The organism is Marinobacter nanhaiticus D15-8W (genome assembly GCF_036511935.1).
In the GTDB taxonomy this organism is placed as follows: domain Bacteria; phylum Pseudomonadota; class Gammaproteobacteria; order Pseudomonadales; family Oleiphilaceae; genus Marinobacter_A; species Marinobacter_A nanhaiticus.
In genome coordinates this window covers 1,762,242-1,778,563 of sequence record NZ_AP028878.1, presented here as the reverse complement: position 1 = coordinate 1,778,563, position 16,322 = coordinate 1,762,242, and the positions used below count along the sequence as shown (strand labels likewise).

At 59.0% G+C, this 16,322-nt stretch carries 11 protein-coding genes; 4 read left to right on the top strand and 7 right to left on the bottom strand.

Annotated features, from left to right (window positions below; translation table 11 throughout):
- The first annotated feature begins 173 nt into the window (after window positions 1-173).
- The 4 genes from RE428_RS08040 (at window position 174) to RE428_RS08025 (ending at window position 5,641) form a co-directional block, all read left to right on the top strand.
- Complete coding sequence (locus tag RE428_RS08040) at window positions 174-1,523, top strand: acetyl-CoA C-acetyltransferase (RefSeq protein WP_004581480.1); 1,350 nt, start codon at window positions 174-176, stop codon at window positions 1,521-1,523.
- Window positions 1,524-1,544: 21 nt separating this feature from the next.
- Entirely contained in the window at window positions 1,545-3,668 is a 2,124-nt protein-coding gene (locus RE428_RS08035; protein WP_004581479.1) for a 3-hydroxyacyl-CoA dehydrogenase NAD-binding domain-containing protein, read from the top strand.
- Window positions 3,669-3,826: 158 nt separating this feature from the next.
- Window positions 3,827-4,354, top strand: coding sequence for an ankyrin repeat domain-containing protein (locus RE428_RS08030; RefSeq protein WP_004581478.1), 528 nt, complete (start codon window positions 3,827-3,829; stop codon window positions 4,352-4,354).
- A 282-nt stretch (window positions 4,355-4,636) separates the two neighbouring features.
- The gene (locus tag RE428_RS08025; protein WP_004581477.1) at window positions 4,637-5,641 is read left to right on the top strand and encodes an AraC family transcriptional regulator; all 1,005 of its coding nucleotides are present in this window, start codon (window positions 4,637-4,639) and stop codon (window positions 5,639-5,641) included.
- A gap of 553 nt (window positions 5,642-6,194) precedes the next feature.
- Here the strand turns inward: RE428_RS08025 and RE428_RS08020 are convergent.
- The 7 genes from RE428_RS08020 to RE428_RS07990 all read right to left on the bottom strand — a co-directional run bounded on the left by RE428_RS08020 (window position 6,195) and on the right by RE428_RS07990 (window position 16,288).
- Complete coding sequence (locus tag RE428_RS08020; RefSeq protein WP_004581476.1) at window positions 6,195-7,376, bottom strand: thiolase family protein; 1,182 nt, start codon at window positions 7,374-7,376, stop codon at window positions 6,195-6,197.
- 30 nt (window positions 7,377-7,406) lie between these two features.
- On the bottom strand, window positions 7,407-8,555 hold the full coding sequence (locus RE428_RS08015) for an acyl-CoA dehydrogenase family protein (protein WP_004581475.1): 1,149 nt from the start codon (window positions 8,553-8,555) through the stop codon (window positions 7,407-7,409).
- Between the two features lie 21 nt (window positions 8,556-8,576).
- On the bottom strand, window positions 8,577-9,338 hold the full coding sequence (locus tag RE428_RS08010; RefSeq protein WP_004581474.1) for a 3-hydroxyacyl-CoA dehydrogenase: 762 nt from the start codon (window positions 9,336-9,338) through the stop codon (window positions 8,577-8,579).
- 224 nt (window positions 9,339-9,562) lie between these two features.
- Window positions 9,563-9,964, bottom strand: coding sequence for a hypothetical protein (locus tag RE428_RS08005; RefSeq protein ID WP_004581473.1), 402 nt, complete (start codon window positions 9,962-9,964; stop codon window positions 9,563-9,565).
- Window positions 9,965-10,047: 83 nt separating this feature from the next.
- Window positions 10,048-14,958 carry a putative Ig domain-containing protein gene (locus RE428_RS08000; RefSeq protein WP_004581472.1) on the bottom strand — a complete coding sequence of 1,637 codons (4,911 nt, stop codon included), beginning with the start codon at window positions 14,956-14,958 and terminating at the stop codon, window positions 10,048-10,050.
- 423 nt (window positions 14,959-15,381) lie between these two features.
- The gene (locus tag RE428_RS07995) at window positions 15,382-15,867 is read right to left on the bottom strand and encodes a hypothetical protein (RefSeq protein WP_004581471.1); all 486 of its coding nucleotides are present in this window, start codon (window positions 15,865-15,867) and stop codon (window positions 15,382-15,384) included.
- A 40-nt stretch (window positions 15,868-15,907) separates the two neighbouring features.
- Entirely contained in the window at window positions 15,908-16,288 is a 381-nt protein-coding gene (locus tag RE428_RS07990) for a DUF6152 family protein (protein ID WP_004581470.1), read from the bottom strand.
- Between the last annotated feature and the right edge of the window lie 34 nt (window positions 16,289-16,322).

Sequence of the window (16,322 nt, the reverse complement as noted above, 5' to 3'; positions counted from 1 at the left end):
CCTGGGCTCGAGGCAATTCGGAATGATGTGTGGCCTTGAAGCCCAACGATATAGAGGTCAGATCAATTAGCAGATACAGCTACCCAACGGGAAAGCTCACAACGGCAGTTCTTTCCTGATCAGGTTCGCAGACTTCGTTCGCAGAACACGTCGATCAGTTAAAGGAGGAACACATGACACGGAGCGCTTCTACACCCTCAAGCAGTCCCGCCCCAGACACCCCCCAAAGTTCGAACAGCAAACACCGGCCGGTTTATATCGTCGACGGCGCCCGGACGCCTTTTATTAAAGCCCGCGGGCAACCCGGTCCGTTCACGCCGGTTGACCTGGCCGTCCAATGCGGTCGGCCTTTGCTGCTGCGTCAGCCCATGCCGGCGGATGCGTTCGATCAGGTCATCCTTGGCTGCGTCAACGTGCTACCCGAAGAGATGAATCCGGCGCGCATTGCCGCGCTGCGCCTGGGTATGGGCGAAGCCATGACCGCCATTACCGTCCAGATCAACTGCGGGTCGGGCATGCAGTCCATCGATACGGCCTACAAGTACATTCGCGATGGCGATAGCGACCTGATCCTGGCTGGCGGCGCCGAAGCCCTGAGCAAGGCACCGATGATGCTGACCGAAGATGCTGCACGGTGGCTCGCCGGATTGAATAGCGCCTCGTCACCGCAGGACTATGCGCGGCAGCTTGCCCAGTTCAGCCCTGGACAGTTCAAGCCGGAAATCAGTCTGGTCAAGGGCCTGACCGACCCTATCGTCGGCTTGAGCATGGGCCAGACCGCCGAAGTACTGGCGCAGCAATTCAACATCACCCGCCAGCAAGCCGATGAATACGCGGTGAGCAGTCATCAGCGCTTGGCCAAGGCACAGGAGGAAGGCTGGCTCGACAATGAAGTCATTCCGTCCATCGCGCCGGATGGCACGCTCTACAAACATGATGACGGCGTACGCGCCGATACCACGGTCGAAGCGCTGGCCAAGCTCAAGGCCGCATTCGAACCCCCGTACGGCCAGGTCACTCCCGGCAATAGCTCCCAGGTGACCGATGGCGCGTCCTGGGTCATCCTGGCCTCGGAAGAAGCCGTCAAAAAGCATGGCCTGGAACCCATCGCAGAGATCAAGGACAGCGAGTGGTCAGCGCTGGACCCGAAGATTATGGGGCTCGGCCCGACTCTCGCTTCAACGGCCATTCTCAAGCGGCTGAAGTCGGGCCTCAACGACATCGACCTGTGGGAGATCAATGAAGCCTTCGCGGCGCAGGTTCTGGCCTGCACGGCTGCCTGGGAAGATCCGGAATTCTGCCGCGTTGCCCTGAACCTGGACGAGCCCATGGGCAAGCTCGACCCCGAGCGTCTGAATGTGGACGGTGGCGCCGTGGCGATCGGCCATCCAGTGGGCACCAGTGGCAATCGCATCGTGCTGCATCTGGTCAATGCCCTGAGACGCAAGTCGCTCAAGCGCGGCATCGCCACTGAGTGCATAGGCGGTGGTCAATCCGGTGCCATGCTGATCGAAACCGTCTAGGCGATCAAGGAGGACAACACCATGACAGGTCACATACTCAAGACCCTCAGTACCCGCGAAATGGCGCTTGGCCCCTTCGATACCGACGAGCGCCACTCCCTTTCCAGTAAGGAGCAGCCCGGCGCCGCTGGCCACTGGAAGCATTGGCACCTGAGCCGCGACGCCAACGACATCGCCTGGCTGTTGCTGGATAAACAGGACGCCAACGCCAACGTGCTTTCTGCCGAGGTGCTTGAAGAGCTGGATTCTGTAGTCAGCGAACTCGAAAAGGACAAGCCCAGGGCACTGGCCCTGCGATCGATCAAAGCATCCGGCTTTTGTGCCGGCGCCGACATTACGGAGTTCAAGGAACTTGGCTCCGAAGCCGAAGTGGTTGAGAAACTCACCCGAGCCCACGACGTCGTCAATCGCTTCGAGGCGTTGCCGTTCACCAAGGTCGCCATTATCCACGGCGCCTGCCTGGGTGGAGGCCTGGAGCTGGCCTTGTGCTGCGATCATCGACTCGCCATAGCCGGTGCCAAACTCGGATTTCCCGAAGTTCAACTCGGGCTGCATCCTGGGCTGGGCGGTACGGACCGGCTTACGCGCCTGATCGATCCCATCGAAGCCATGACCCTGATGCTGACGGGAAAGAACTGTCATGACAGCAAGGCCAAGAAGCTCGGCCTGGTGGATGACGTGATCCAGGAACGCCACGTGGAGGCAGCCGTACGTATGGCGGCCGAAGGCGAGCTCAAGCACAACGGCAATGGCTTCCGCGAGCGCCTGCTGACCACCCGCCCGGCACGTCAGTTCGAGGTGCGGCAGATGCGCTCCAAGACCTTCAGTAAGGCGCCGCCCAAGCATTACCCGGCGCCCCAAGCGCTGATCGAACTCTGGGAGCACCATGGCGGCCAGGAAAAGGCCATGCGCACGAAGGAGATCGAGTCTTTCGCGCACCTGCTGACTACAGACGCTTCGCGCAACCTGGTACGCGTATTCTTCCTGCGAGAGAAGATGAAAGGCCTGACCCGGGCCGACGCAGAACCTGTACGCCATGTCCATGTCGTCGGCGCTGGAGAAATGGGTGGCGACATCGCCGGTTGGTGTGCCTTCCAGGGGCTGCGGGTGAGCCTGTTCGACATGGAGCCGGACAAGATCGCCAACGCGGTCAAGAAACTCGCCACACTGTGCGAGAAAAAGCACCGGTCCAAAGCGGAAACCCGCAACATTCTCGATAACATGATCCCCGACTTCGAGAACGAAGGCGTCAGCCGGGCCGATTTGGTGATCGAGGCTGTGCCCGAGAAAGTCGATATCAAGCACAAGGTCTACGCCGAAGCCGAACCCAAGCTCAAGGAAGGCGCTATTCTCGCGACCAATACCTCGAGCATTCCACTGGAGAGTCTGCAAGAAGGGCTCAAACAGCCTGAGCGATTGGTGGGCCTGCACTTCTTCAACCCGGTGGCCAGCATGCCCCTGGTGGAAGTGGTCAGACACAACGCCATCGCCGACAAGACCTATGACCGCGCCCGGGCCTTCGTCGGCCAGATCGATCGCTTGCCGGCGCCGGTGGAGACTGCCCCCGGCTTCCTGGTCAATCGCGCGCTGACACCCTATCTGGTCGAAGCCATGGTGATGCTGGACGAAGGTGTCCAGGCAGAAGCGATCGATAAGGTCGCGGAGGACTTCGGCATGCCTATGGGCCCTATCGAGCTTGCCGACCAGGTTGGCCTGGATATCTGCCTGAGCGTTTCGGACATGCTGCGCGAGCGGCTGGACACCGATATGCCGGACTCGCCGGAATGGCTCAAGATGCTGGTGGAAGAAGGCAAGCTCGGCAAGAAATCCGGTGAAGGGCTGTACAAGTGGAAAGACGGTAAGCCGGACAAGAAGGAGAAAGCATCGTCGCCGCCCGAGGATGCCCTCGACCGCCTGCTCCTGCCCATGCTCAACGCCTGCATGGCCTGCATCCGCGAAGGCGTGGTGGCCGATGAGGAAACCGCCGATGGCGCCATGATCTTCGGTACCGGTTTCGCGCCATTCCGCGGCGGGCCGATGAAGTACGCCCACGACCGCGGCTTCGACGTGATCCGCGAACGGCTTGGCACCCTCGCCGACCGCTACGGCAAGCGCTTCAAGGCCGATCCGGGCTGGGACGGCTAAGGACGTAACGGGTTTGCAACGGCCCCGGTCTTTTGGGGTCGTTGCCATCGATCCGCTCATTCCCGTCCTTGATGGCTATTGCCTTGATAGTCGGCGTCGCAACCCCAACTGATGTAGTCTCGAACCACAACGACGATCGCCGGTACAAGGAGTCACCGATGAGCGAGAAAAATCAGCCGCAGCAACCCAGTAACCAACTGGATGAGGATGCCATTGCATTTGCGCAGGGTATTTTCGACCTGGCGCGTAACGGCGGTACCGAAATGCTGGCGCCTCTGCTGGACGCCGGCGTGCCGGCAGATATTCGCACGAGCAGCGGCGACAGTCTGCTGATGCTGGCCAGCTACAATGGCCACCTGGAAACCAGTCGTCTGCTGCTGGAGAAAGGCGCCGACCCCAACCTGCCCAACGACCGCCTACAAACCCCATTGGCGGGTGTCGTCTACAAAGGCGAAATGGACATCGTAAACCTGCTGTTGGAAAAAGGAGCCGACGTTGATAGCCGGCCCGAAGGGGCAAAGACACCGCTGATGTACGCCGCGATGTTCAATAAAACGGAGATGATCGAACGGCTGATCGAAGCCGGCGCGAATCCCGAAGCGGTGGACGCCGACGGCAATTCCGCCATGACCCTGGCCAAGGCCATGGGAGCAGAAGAGGCCATTGCCTTGCTGGAGTCTCGTTAAACGGTCGCATTGATGCGATTCACGTTGTTCATCAGCATCCTACGTGTTGCTCGAGTCGGGTATATCCCCCCGTAGGATGCAGGTGAGGCCCGCCGAACCGCATCAAACCTCACATTCCCATTGCCACCGCCAGACATAGCGTCCGCCGTTATAAATTCCCGTCGAAGTTCTGTAACATCGATGCCACACAACACCGGCGAAGTCTTCCGTCACAATAAGCAACCGCCCCCACCAACAGAATGACAACTCCGGGCATATAACTTGACAAGTTTTGCAGCCCCCATGAAAAACCTGACTTTCTCTTCCCACTATGCGCGGGCCGCCCTCTACGGACTGGAACAGCAGCGAGGCAACAGCGACGACCTGCTACGCCAACGGGATATCGACCCCGAGCTTATCCGCGAACCCAAGGCCCGGGTACCCCTGGAACAATTCATTCGCCTGTTCCGACTGGTCTGGAAAACGTTGGACGACGAATTCATGGGCCGCACCACCCAGCGTTGCCGCGTCGGCCATTTTCATCTGATGGGATCGTTGTCGGTTCATAGCGCCAACCTGGAAGAGGTCCTGCGCCAGAGTATCCGCTGCTATCGGCTGTTCAACGAGGACATCTCTATCGAACTGGACCTTTCGGGCGGTGAGGCCCGATTGTCCATCACGCATCACCGCCCTGAGCTGGATCCCGACCACTTCCTCGTCGAATGGCTGCTGATGGTCTGGCACCGACTGGTAGGCTGGCTGATCGGCCGCAAGATCGTGCTCAGCCACGCCACCTTCACACAGGCCCTGCCCCAGCACTTCGACGAATACCGGTTCATCTTCCCCTGCCGCTGCTTTTTCGAGCGCGAGAGAAACAGCCTGTTCTTCAGCAAGAACTACCTGAACATGCCCGTCGTCCGTTCTTCCGAGGAACTGGACGAATTCATCCTCGGCTCCCCCAGGCACCTTCTGATCTGGACCGTCGACGACGACAGCATCACTACACAGGTTCGCCGCCTGCTGGAAACCTGCGACGACAGCCGCTTGCCCAACCTGGACTGGGCCGCAGAACAGCTACACATGACGAGCTATACCCTGAGCCGCAAGCTCAAGGTGGAAGGCAGCGCCTACCAGAAGATCAAGGACAACCTGCGGCGGGATCAGGCGGTGATCATGCTGACCCGGCAGAACCTGAGCGTGGCGGAGATTTCTTCACAGTTGGGGTTTACGGAGCCCGGGGCGTTCTCCCGGGCGTTCAAGCACTGGACGGGCGTGAGTCCGCTGGCCTATCGGAAGCAGGAGCAGTAACAGCGAAAATCGCAAATGTAGCCGCCGCTTCAGCTTTCGAAGCGGCGCAGGCGCAGTGTATAGGGTCCGCACCCTAATCCGAGCCGGCCAGGCAGCCCGGCGGGCTGCTCCGAAGCTAAAGCGTCGGCTACATTTTCCAGGCAACTCGAGCGTGTAGCAGAAGCTTCAGAGGGTGTTGCAAAACGTCGCGAGCGAAGGCCAGGCAAGGCGGAAATTCTCGAAAAAGCGCAGTTTACTGGTCGTAAATGAGCATTTTGAGGGAATTTCCAACGCCGCATGGCCGAGCGCAGTAGTTTTGCAACACCCTCTTCAGCTTCTGAGGCGCCGCAGGCGCCCGGTGTAGAGGGCCGTCCCTTCCCCTGCCCGCCAGGCAGCCCGACGGGCGGCTCCGAAGCTAAGCGTCGGCTACACTTTCCAGACAACTCGAGCATGTAGCAGAAGCTTCAGCTTCTGAGGCGCCGCAGGCGCCCGGTGTCCTAAAGCACAAAAAGGGGCCTGTCGGCCCCTCCGAAGCTGAAGCGTCGGCTACATTGCCTAGAGCAATCTGCAGGCTTCAGAGAAGCTCAATCGCAACAGCTGTACCTTCCCCCCCACCAATACATAGCGAAGCTACACCGCGCTTGAGCCCACGACGCTTCAGGGCGTTGATCAGCGTCACGATGATTCGTGAGCCGGACGACCCAATGGGATGACCCAACGCACAGGCCCCACCGAAGACATTCACCTTATCGTGATCCAGCCCCAGCTCGTTGATCGCCAGCAGCGCCACTACGGCAAACGCCTCGTTAACCTCAAACAGATCCACGTCGTCCTTGGTCCAGCCCGCTTTATCCAGCACTTTCTGGATCGCCCCGATCGGCGCCAGGGTGAATTCCGACGGCAACCGGGCATGGGTGGAATGGGCCACGATGCGGGCCAGCGGTTGCAGGCCACGCTGGCTGACTTCATCGGCATTGGCGAGGACCAGGGCTGAAGCGCCGTCGCTGATGGAACTGGCATTCGCCGCGGTCACACTACCTTCTTTGGCAAACGCCGGCTTCAGGGTCGGGATCTTGTCCGGGTTGGCCTTGCCGGGCTGTTCGTCGATTTCGACCAGGGTTTCGCCGTGGCGGCCTTTCACGGGAACCGGCACGATCTCATCACCGAAGTCACCGCCCTCGGCAGCTGCCAGCGAGCGCCGCAGGGATTCGATAGCGTAGCTGTCCATGGCTTCGCGGCTGATCTTGTACTCGTCCGCCACGCGCTGGGCGAAAACACCCATCAGGCCACCCTCATAGGCGTCCTCCAGGCCATCCAGGAACATGGAATCCAGCACCTGGCCGTGTCCCATGCGCAGACCCTGGCGCACCTTGGGCAACAAGTACGGCGCCTGACTCATGTTCTCCATACCACCGGCAATCATGATGCGGTTGGTACCGGCCTTGATCTGGTCGTGAGCCATAATCACCGCCTGCATACCGGAGCCGCACATTTTGTTGACCGTGGTACAGCCCGAACTGTCGGGAATGCCCGCCGCTCGCGAGGCCTGCCGTGCCGGCGCCTGTCCCAGGCCGGCCGGGAGCACGCAGCCCATGACCACTTCGTTGACATCCGCAGGCGTGAGCCTGGCCCGCTCAATAGCCGCCTTGATGGAAATCGCGCCCAATTCCGGCGAGCGAACACTGCTCAGGGCGCCCATCATTCCGCCCATCGGCGTGCGGGCGCCACCGGCAATCACAACATCGATATCTGACATAGCTTCACCTCAATCGTCTGGCTGGCCCACTCACTTACCCAGGATGGAGCGGGCGATCACTTCCTTCATGACTTCCGACGTGCCTCCATAGATCCGCTGGACGCGGGCATCCGTGAAGGCACGGGAAATCGGGTATTCGGTGGTGTAACCATAGCCGCCGAACAACTGCAGGCAGCCGTCCGCCACCCGGCACTGCATCTCGGTGGCGCTGTACTTGGCCATGGACGCGGTGGCCGCATCCAGCTCGCCGTCGCTGTACAGGTCAATACATTCGTTGATGAACGCCTGGTTGATCCGGTAGTCGGATTCCATTTCGGCGATGCGGAAACGGGTGTTCTGCAACTGCTTGAGCTTTTGCCCGAAAAGCTCCCGTTCGTCGGCGTAGGCGATGGTCAGGTCGAGCGCACCACGAGCAGCGGCACAGCCCAGGGCGCCGATCACCAGTCGCTCCCGGGGCAGTTCGGTCATCAGGTAGACGAAGCCTTTGCCTTCTTCACCCAATAGCGCCGAAGCCGGTACCCGCAGATCCTCGAAGAACAGTTCGGAGGTATCGCCGCAATGCTGGCCGATCTTGTCCAGGTTGCGGCCGCGACTGAAACCCGGCAGCGACGTATCGACGAGGAACAGACTGATGCCCTTGGCACCGGCTGCAGGGTCGGTCTTGGCGGCGACGATCACCATGTCGGCATGTTGGCCGTTGGTGATGAACGTCTTGGAGCCGTTCAATACATAGTCATTGCCATCACGCTTGGCGCTGGTACGCATCGCCTGCAGGTCACTCCCTGCGCCGGGCTCGGTCATGGCAATGGCGCCGACCGCTTCGCCACTCACCATTTTCGGCAGCCACCGCTGCTTCTGCTCGTCATTGGCGAGGTTTGTGAGATAAGGCGCAACGATATCGGAATGGACCATCACGTTGGTCGCCAGCGCGCCGAAACCCATGCGGGCCAATTCGGCACCGACCACAATGGAATAATCAAACGGCACACCGACGCCGCCGAAGTCCTCCGGCACATCCACACAGAGCATTCCGGCTTCGCCAAAGGTGCGCCAGAGCTGGCGCGGTACGATGCCGGCTTCGTCCCATTCCTCATAGTGCGGTTTGACCTGGCTTTCCAGGACCTTCACCACCATGTCGCGGAACATGGCGCGCTCTTCGGGTTCTCGCCTGTTGTTCATAACAATGCCTCCTGAGCCCGGTTATTTCGGCGCCATGCGCAGCGCACAATCCAGACGGACGACTTCGCCGTTCAGGATCGGATTCTTCACCATCTGCTCCACCATCATGCCGAACTCTTCCGGCTTGCCCAGACGCTGGGGGAACGGCAGCGTGGCGGCGAGGCTTTCCTGCACGTTCTCGGGCATGGCCGCCATCATCGGCGTCATGAAGATACCCGGCGCGATGGTGTTCACACGGATTCCGCTCCGGGCCAGTTCGCGCGCGGCCTGGAGCGTCATGGAAACCACCCCGCCCTTGGAGGCGCTGTAGGCGACCTGACCGATCTGGCCTTCATAGGCTGCTACTGATGCGGTGGAAATGATCACACCCCGTTCGCCATCGGCATTCGGTTCACGCCCGGCCATCTGTGCCGCTGCCAGGCGCATGATGTTGAAGGTGCCTACCAGGTTGACCTGGATAACCTTATTGAAGTCCTCCAGCGGCATGGGCCCTTCCTTGCCGACAATCTTCGCGGCCGGGGCGATGCCCGCGCAGTTAACCGCGATACCGCAGGGACCGTGGGCTTCACGGGCTTTCTGAAGCGCCGCTTCAGCACTCTCAGCCGAAGACACATCGCATTCCACGAAGATACCGCCGATCTCTTTGGCCACGGCGTCGCCGCGCTCTGCCTGCAAATCCAGGATCGCCACCTTGCAACCTTCGGCCGCCAGCGCCCGGGCTGCACCCTCGCCAAGGCCCGAAGCACCACCGGTTACGATTGCGGGTATATCTTTAAAATCCATCGCGTTTTCCTGTTGTCTACCAGAAAATCAGGTCGTCTCTCGTCGTTGACGGAAACGTTGCTCATGGATTCAGTGTGGGCCCCGGCGTATCGGATTGCCATGACAACTTCGGGCAGGAAATTTGATAAAAACAGGCGGGAAAGCGGGGGTATTCGCGGATGGATCAGCTATGCGTCGGTCCATCCACCACCGTCAAACGGATCGTACCTGGGTCGGGAAGAGCTCTAGTCGAGGGTGTAGGCAAATTCGAAGAACCATTCCTGCTCTGTACGTGTCCCCGACTTCCAGGTAAAGCAGTATTCCTGGCTTTTCTCGACGTCGAGCGTCGATGAGAAATTGGCCTTGGATTCGAGTTTGACTGGATAGAGAGTTTCAGTCGCGGTGTGGACGTGGATGTTGAAGTCCACAGGGTACTGCGAGTCGAACCGATAGTTCACCCGCGCACCCTCTTCCAGGTTGATGCATTTCTCAGTCGTGTAACCCGGATCGATACCCATCCTGATCGAAAATTCCTTCATCCCCTCCCGCGCTTCTTCATGCTCATGCCCGCCATGAGCAAGGGCTTGAGCGGAGACGGCCAGCATAAATGCAGAAAAGGCCGCGGAAAACCAGACACTTCCAGACATTGTCTTGATTCCTACAAGAAGTATTCGAGTGTTGAGGTGTGAACAAAGGCCAGCCCATATAGGCTGGCCCTTGACTATTTCGTTTACTCAAACAGCAGTGGGAAATGAAAGTCTAGCCCGGCAGAGACGTAATAGGTGGGGTCCCTGTCGAATTCGAAGCGCTGAACTTCGGTGCGCAGTGACAACAGCTCGCTATACCGGTAGTCCGCACCGATACCGTAGTAGAGATCGGTGCCGTCATCCGAGGTATCAGCCACCGCTACACCACCCTGGGACGTACCATAGTCACCCTCCCAGAAGAAGACGCCTACCCTCGCCCCAAGACCCCAGCGCTCACCCAGGCCATACCGGTAAGTGACGGAAGCCGCCGGTCCTTGGCCGGACTCGGGGTGTACTTCCGCGATCTTACGGTTGATCGGCGTGGACTGGAAATGGACTTCGGTGTCTCCCAGGTCGATATAGGCAACCTCCACCGCAAACTGGTCGTTCAGGCGGTAGCCGGCACCGATCATGCCTGCGAGCCGGTCGCCGTCTTCGGAAATCACGCTCGCTTGGTAACCACGGTCCGCAAAGCGGCCCTCGAGCTCACGTGCATCGATATCCGTATACGCGTAGCCAAGACTGGCCGTGAGATAGACGGGGGCTTTGTCGCTGCTGCCTTCTGACGCATAGGTGTCAGGAGATTGCAGGACGGCTGAAAACGCCAGGCCCACCGCGACGACCGAACCCAGCAGCTGCGCCCCGCCGGCGGCGCGCTGACGCGCCGCACGGACCAGGACACCGCCAGCCATCAGAACAAGCAGCGTGAAGGGGCCAAAGGCACCACCACCGCCGGACGTCTTCAGCGTGCCACTATTGTTGAGCCCACTGATGACGGCGACACCGCCCGGATCGACTACCGTACCGTTGACCTCACCGTCGTCGTCATTCGGGCCACCGTCTTCAATCGTCAGCTGCACACACCAATGGCCCGCCTTCAACCCATCGGTGTAGGCGTCACTTCCGGCTGTCGGGCAGAAGCCCGGCTCGCCAGCGGCCGATTTGACGTTGTTCTTGCTATCCTCACGGAAGTCCATCCATCCACCAACGGCGTTGTACTTGCGATAAATCGCATTCTCCGGAATGGCCGCACGCTGCGGGACCACCACACGGACGCTGTCGCCGGGGCGTGCCAGATCCTCGACCATGAAGTCGAAGACGCCACCCACGTTGGTCGCGGCACTATCTTCGGGCAGCCTGGTCACGCTCAGGGCGCCGATATCGTGGCCAGCGACCAAGTGACTGCCGCCGTTCATTGCGAAGCGGGAATAAACGCCCAGCTTGAGACAGCTACCCGGGTCACTTTCCATCAGGTAACGCTGATAGTCCTTGGCTTCCTCAGCTACCACACTGCAGGCGTTCAACTGGCTATCCAGATAATCCGGAATGCCATCCTGATCCGCATCACCATAACCTTCGTCGGCATCGGCGATGCCATCGCCGTCACTGTCCGTCGTTGCTGAGAGTGTCGGCAAAGCTTCCACAATCTGTAGATAGACCGTCGCGGAGCTGCTCAGCGAAGGAATGCCGTCATCGCTCACGGAGAGTTTGACCGGATACGCCTGGCCGCTCTCCATAACGCTCGGATCCAGCGTCACCGTCATATTGCTGCTGTCACCATCGATGAGGTAACCGGTGTCCCAGCTATAGGTATGCGAATCGGCCAGGTTGCTGTCTGTCACCGTGGCTTTCACCATGACCGGCCCCCCATCGCGCAGCAATTGCATACGATTCTCACCGTCCTGCACGACAGACAGACTGACGTGAGGCTCAATGTTCCTCTCGCTGATCGTCATCACATGCCGGAACGACGGGCTACGATTCACGTCCTTGCCCAGCGTTAAGATAAGGTTCTCATCAGCTTCCGGGATGCCGTCCTTGCGCACATCGACTTTGATCAGTGCCTGCAAGCCAGCGTTGATGACCACCTTTCCGCTCACCAGGTTATGGTCGGACGGATTCTCGGCATTACCCGCGACTGTATAGGGCACCTCGACCGGATAGGACGGCGCCGGACCATTGAGCACGACTTTGATCGTTGCGATCGCACCTTCGGGGACTGTCTGGTCCTTGCTCAGGCTGATCAACGGTTTCACGTTCAGCACCTGTTCTGCCGTGCCGACGTTTCCACTGTCATCCGTGGCCGCCCAGACGATCCTGTGCTTGCCCGGGGCGAAGAACGGCTCGTTATCGACCAGTGACTTCGGGTAGGGCGAACAGCAACTGGCGCCGTCCCGGCTGTCTGATGCAGAGGCCACACCCAGGGACTCGAGCTGGGCCCGGGTGATCTTGGTGTACAGCCCGGTTGCATTCACGGTGACCGCCGGAGGTGCCGTTACCTGCGGGGGCGTCGTGTCGCCCTGGACTTTCTCGACATAGTCCGGCTGACCATTGCCATTTGCATCGCGCACGCTATTGACATCGCCCGGATCTGTGCCGTCGTTATGAACTTCGTAATAGTCCGGTACGCCGTCGCCGTCCGTATCCGGGAAGTTGGTTTTTACATCCGGATCGGTACCTTCGACCACCTCGATATAGTCTGGCACGCCGTCACCGTCGCCATCGGTAAAGTTACGCGGATCGTTCGGGTCAGAGCCCCACTGTTCCTCGATGTAGTCGGGCACGTCATCGCCATCGCTATCCTTGAATGACTTTGGATCGGAGGGGTTGGTACCGTCCTTCGTTTCCACGTAGTCAGGCACACCATCCGCATCGCTATCCTTGTAGTCACCGTCATCATTCGGGTCGGTACCATCGCTGGTTTCCTGACTGTCAGGAACGCCGTCGCCGTCGCTGTCGGTATACACCCAGATCGCAAACGGCCCGATGCTATCGGAGGCACCGACGCTATCGGTGACGGTAATCGTGATGTTGCCATAGGTACCGAGATCGGCGCTGGCAGGAGTACCCGCAAGCTCACCGGTCGAAGCATCGAAAGAGGCCCAGCCTGGCAGGTTGACGATGCTGTACGTCAGGGTCTCACCAACGTCACCGTCTGCGGTTATGGGCTGGAAGCGATAGCTGGAACCCAGTGCCAGCGATGTGGCGGGGACACCTGTCATGACCGGGATATCATTCACGTTGGTGAAGCTTACCAGGCCGGCAGAGGGCAGCGTCGTTTCGGTGCCATCCGTCGCGGCAACCTTGTAGGACGGTGCAATTTCACTCCCGTCGTGAACGAAGGTCACTTGTCCCAGGTCGACCTGCTCCTGGGTAAAGCTTGTGACCGCTGTGCCAGGGATGCCGGACATCTCGAACTGACCATGGACGACATCAGAGACCGTCAGGACGATCTCGTGGCGGCCTGAATCGGGATCAGAGAAGTTGATATCTTCCGTGCCCAGGGCAACGGAGCCACCCTCGGTAATGGTGATCGCATTGGCAGACTCGACGGGCCCACCGCTGGCCGGACGTGAAGGATGGTCCTGCACATTGACGAAGAAGTTGTAGGCGTTGCTCTTACCTTCTCCATCCATGATGAAGAGTGACAGGTTGCGGTCCCCCGGGGCGCGCAGGGAGAACGTATCCTGATAAGTCAGGTTGCGGACAAGCGCAGTCAGGGCTGCGGGCGTTGAGTCGGGGCCCTTGAGGTGAATCTTGAGGGCACGTCCGACACCGTTGTCGCTGCTATCGACGGTACCGATCAAGTTACCTTCGTAGAAGATATCATCACCCGTACGGCTGATCTGGCCAGCGCCTGTCCCGACGCTCTGGACGCCCAGGTTTTCCTGCAGGCCATCCGTGAACGTGACATTGAGCTTCAGCACACCACCGTCGAGGTCAACGCTGTTGGCATCAGTGACCACGGCATCGAGGTTCTGATCGACAAGCTGGTAGTTCGCATCAGCGTAGACGGTCCGGTCTGCCTCAAGATTGACGATTTTCGGCGCATCGGGATCAGGCACGATGAAGTTGAGGATCAGGTAGTTCTTGGTGAAGGTATTTGTCGTATCACGGATTTCGAACGTGATCGGGTAGGCTGCGGGCACCAGGTTGGTCGGATCGAAGGTAAATTGTCCTTCTGTGGCCTCTTCGACTAGCGCACCCTGAATATTACCCAGGCTGGTCGTCTCAATGGCCTGGCCTGCAACGTCGAACGTGTACGTAGTGCCCTTCTCGACAATGATGTTACGTGTCTCCGGCACATTGCCGGACGTTGTGAACTGGGTGGCTTTCTTGGGCTGCAGGTAGAGGATGAAGTCAATATGGGACTTCGACTTGATCAAACCATTGGCGTCGAGATCTTCGGCAACCACGCCGGCGCTATACAGGCCTGGGGTCAGGTTGCCGGAATCGGTCCAGGTTATGACGCCTGTGTTGGGGTTGATGGAAAACCCCGGAGGCTGCACGGAACTGCCACCGCCAAGCTCATCGAGATTCGCCAGACGGAACTTGAGCTTGTCGGCGTTCGGATCCGTTGAACCGGTATTGAACGTCCAGTTGACCAGCGTCGAGTCATCCTGTTTGAGCTGGGGAACCTCGAAAATGATCGGCAAGTCGATCTTGGGCGCAAGGTTGCCGTCGGCGAGGTTTACCGTGGTCTGGATCTTCCATGTGCCATCGGCGTTATTGACCAGGTTGCTTATGCGGCAGCACGAGGAGTAATAGAGATTGTAAGTCGTGCTTAGGTCGAGATCTTTAGCTTGGAATATTTGCGTACTCAACTCGTACTGGCCGTCGGGATCAGTGCCCTGACTCAGTTGTGTCAAGTTTGCATTTCCCACCGGCGTGAAGTTCAAGGATGGCTGAGCATTCAGAACCGGGCTATCCGCAGCGTTCAGTCGCCATGCCGTCTTCACGGTAACCTGAATGTCGTTTCTCTGACCGTCGCCATCCAGATCCAAGGCTTGCCAGGTCAGTGACCCGCCACGAAAGTGACTGGCAAACCCCGTTGCCGGCAAAATAGAGGCCACCAGCATCAGCCAGACAGCCACGGAAAACCGTTTGAACATCATCCACCCACTCCCAACACAGTTAAGTCTGCAACGCGCAGCACCAGGCCATGCCTGGATTGGGCGGATAATATATGAGTTCCTCCCAGCCAAAAGATGGGAGAACAATTGTTTACAATCGGTATTAAGAGGTCTTCAGTTTAATTGAGAGGCGCAACCATCCTAATAAGTGGATTGGCACTTCTATGAAAAACAGCGACCTGGAAATCGAACATGCCAGATGCTCGTTTAGTATTTATAGTGTCTACTTATCCGTTTGGGCCAACAATATTTTGTCTACTAAACATAGAGATTTGTAGCCATATGTGCTTTGTCTTAAATGGCTTGATGGTTGTGTACCTGCAGCCGCGTGCCTAGCGTTTTTTGCTCAAAAAAGCGCGTTCGCCATAACCCCTATGAAGCGGCATTCCCAAGAATAACTGCCGGCTAGAAGTAACCAACGAATCGCCCAAGCACCAGCGCCACAGGCCAGACCAGGAGCGAAATCAAGGCTCCAAACCGCAATGACGCGGGCATTGTCGAACAGAGAGGTAAGCTCTGGATGTCCTCATTTGCCAGTACGCGAACAATAAATAGCGCATTGATGACGCCTAGCAAAACGACCGTCATCTTTGAAAGGAACCACCAGGAATGAACGTAGTCGGTTGCGGCCGTGGCGAAGAGCAACAGTCCACAGAAGATCGCCAATCCGAGCCCTAAAGCAGATGTGGCCCGCAAAACATGAAGAAAAGGCGCCACAGGATAGGCCCGCCAGGCGCCCAGCAGACGCAGATCCAGCGGCACGATACCTCCCACCAGCAGGGCTACACCCAGGATGTGGCCCGCGTTGACCAGCGGATAGGCCCAGATGGATTGGCGCAAGGCCGCCACCGGGGCCGAACCTTCGATCGCGACCAACACCTGCTCGATCATGGGTTATGCCCGCTCAAACATTGTTTATGAGAGATGCTTGTCAGGAGTCGCGATCCGGATAGAGATTGTAGTCTTTGCCATCGATCACGACGCGTTCAGCCTTGACCAGTCGTTCCCCTTCGTCAGCTGAACGATGGCCATGCACCGTAATCTCACGGCCGGGGCTGAGCATATCCTTGGTCAGCCCTACCCGGTCGTTTCGCCAGGGTTGGCCCACCTCGACGACCCAGGCTTCACCGTCAACGTCGATCGTAACCTCACCGTGAGGATTGCCCAGGCGCACATCGGTGATGGTGCCGGCAATCTCGAATTCTTCATCGGTTGCCCAGGCCCAACCATGGTGAGCATGGGCAACGGTCGTGGCCATCAAGGTGACGATGAAAGCCAAACCTATGAGCCAAGTAGGTTGCAGTTGATGCATATCAAGACCTCCTGTTCGGACGTTCAGGCATCGA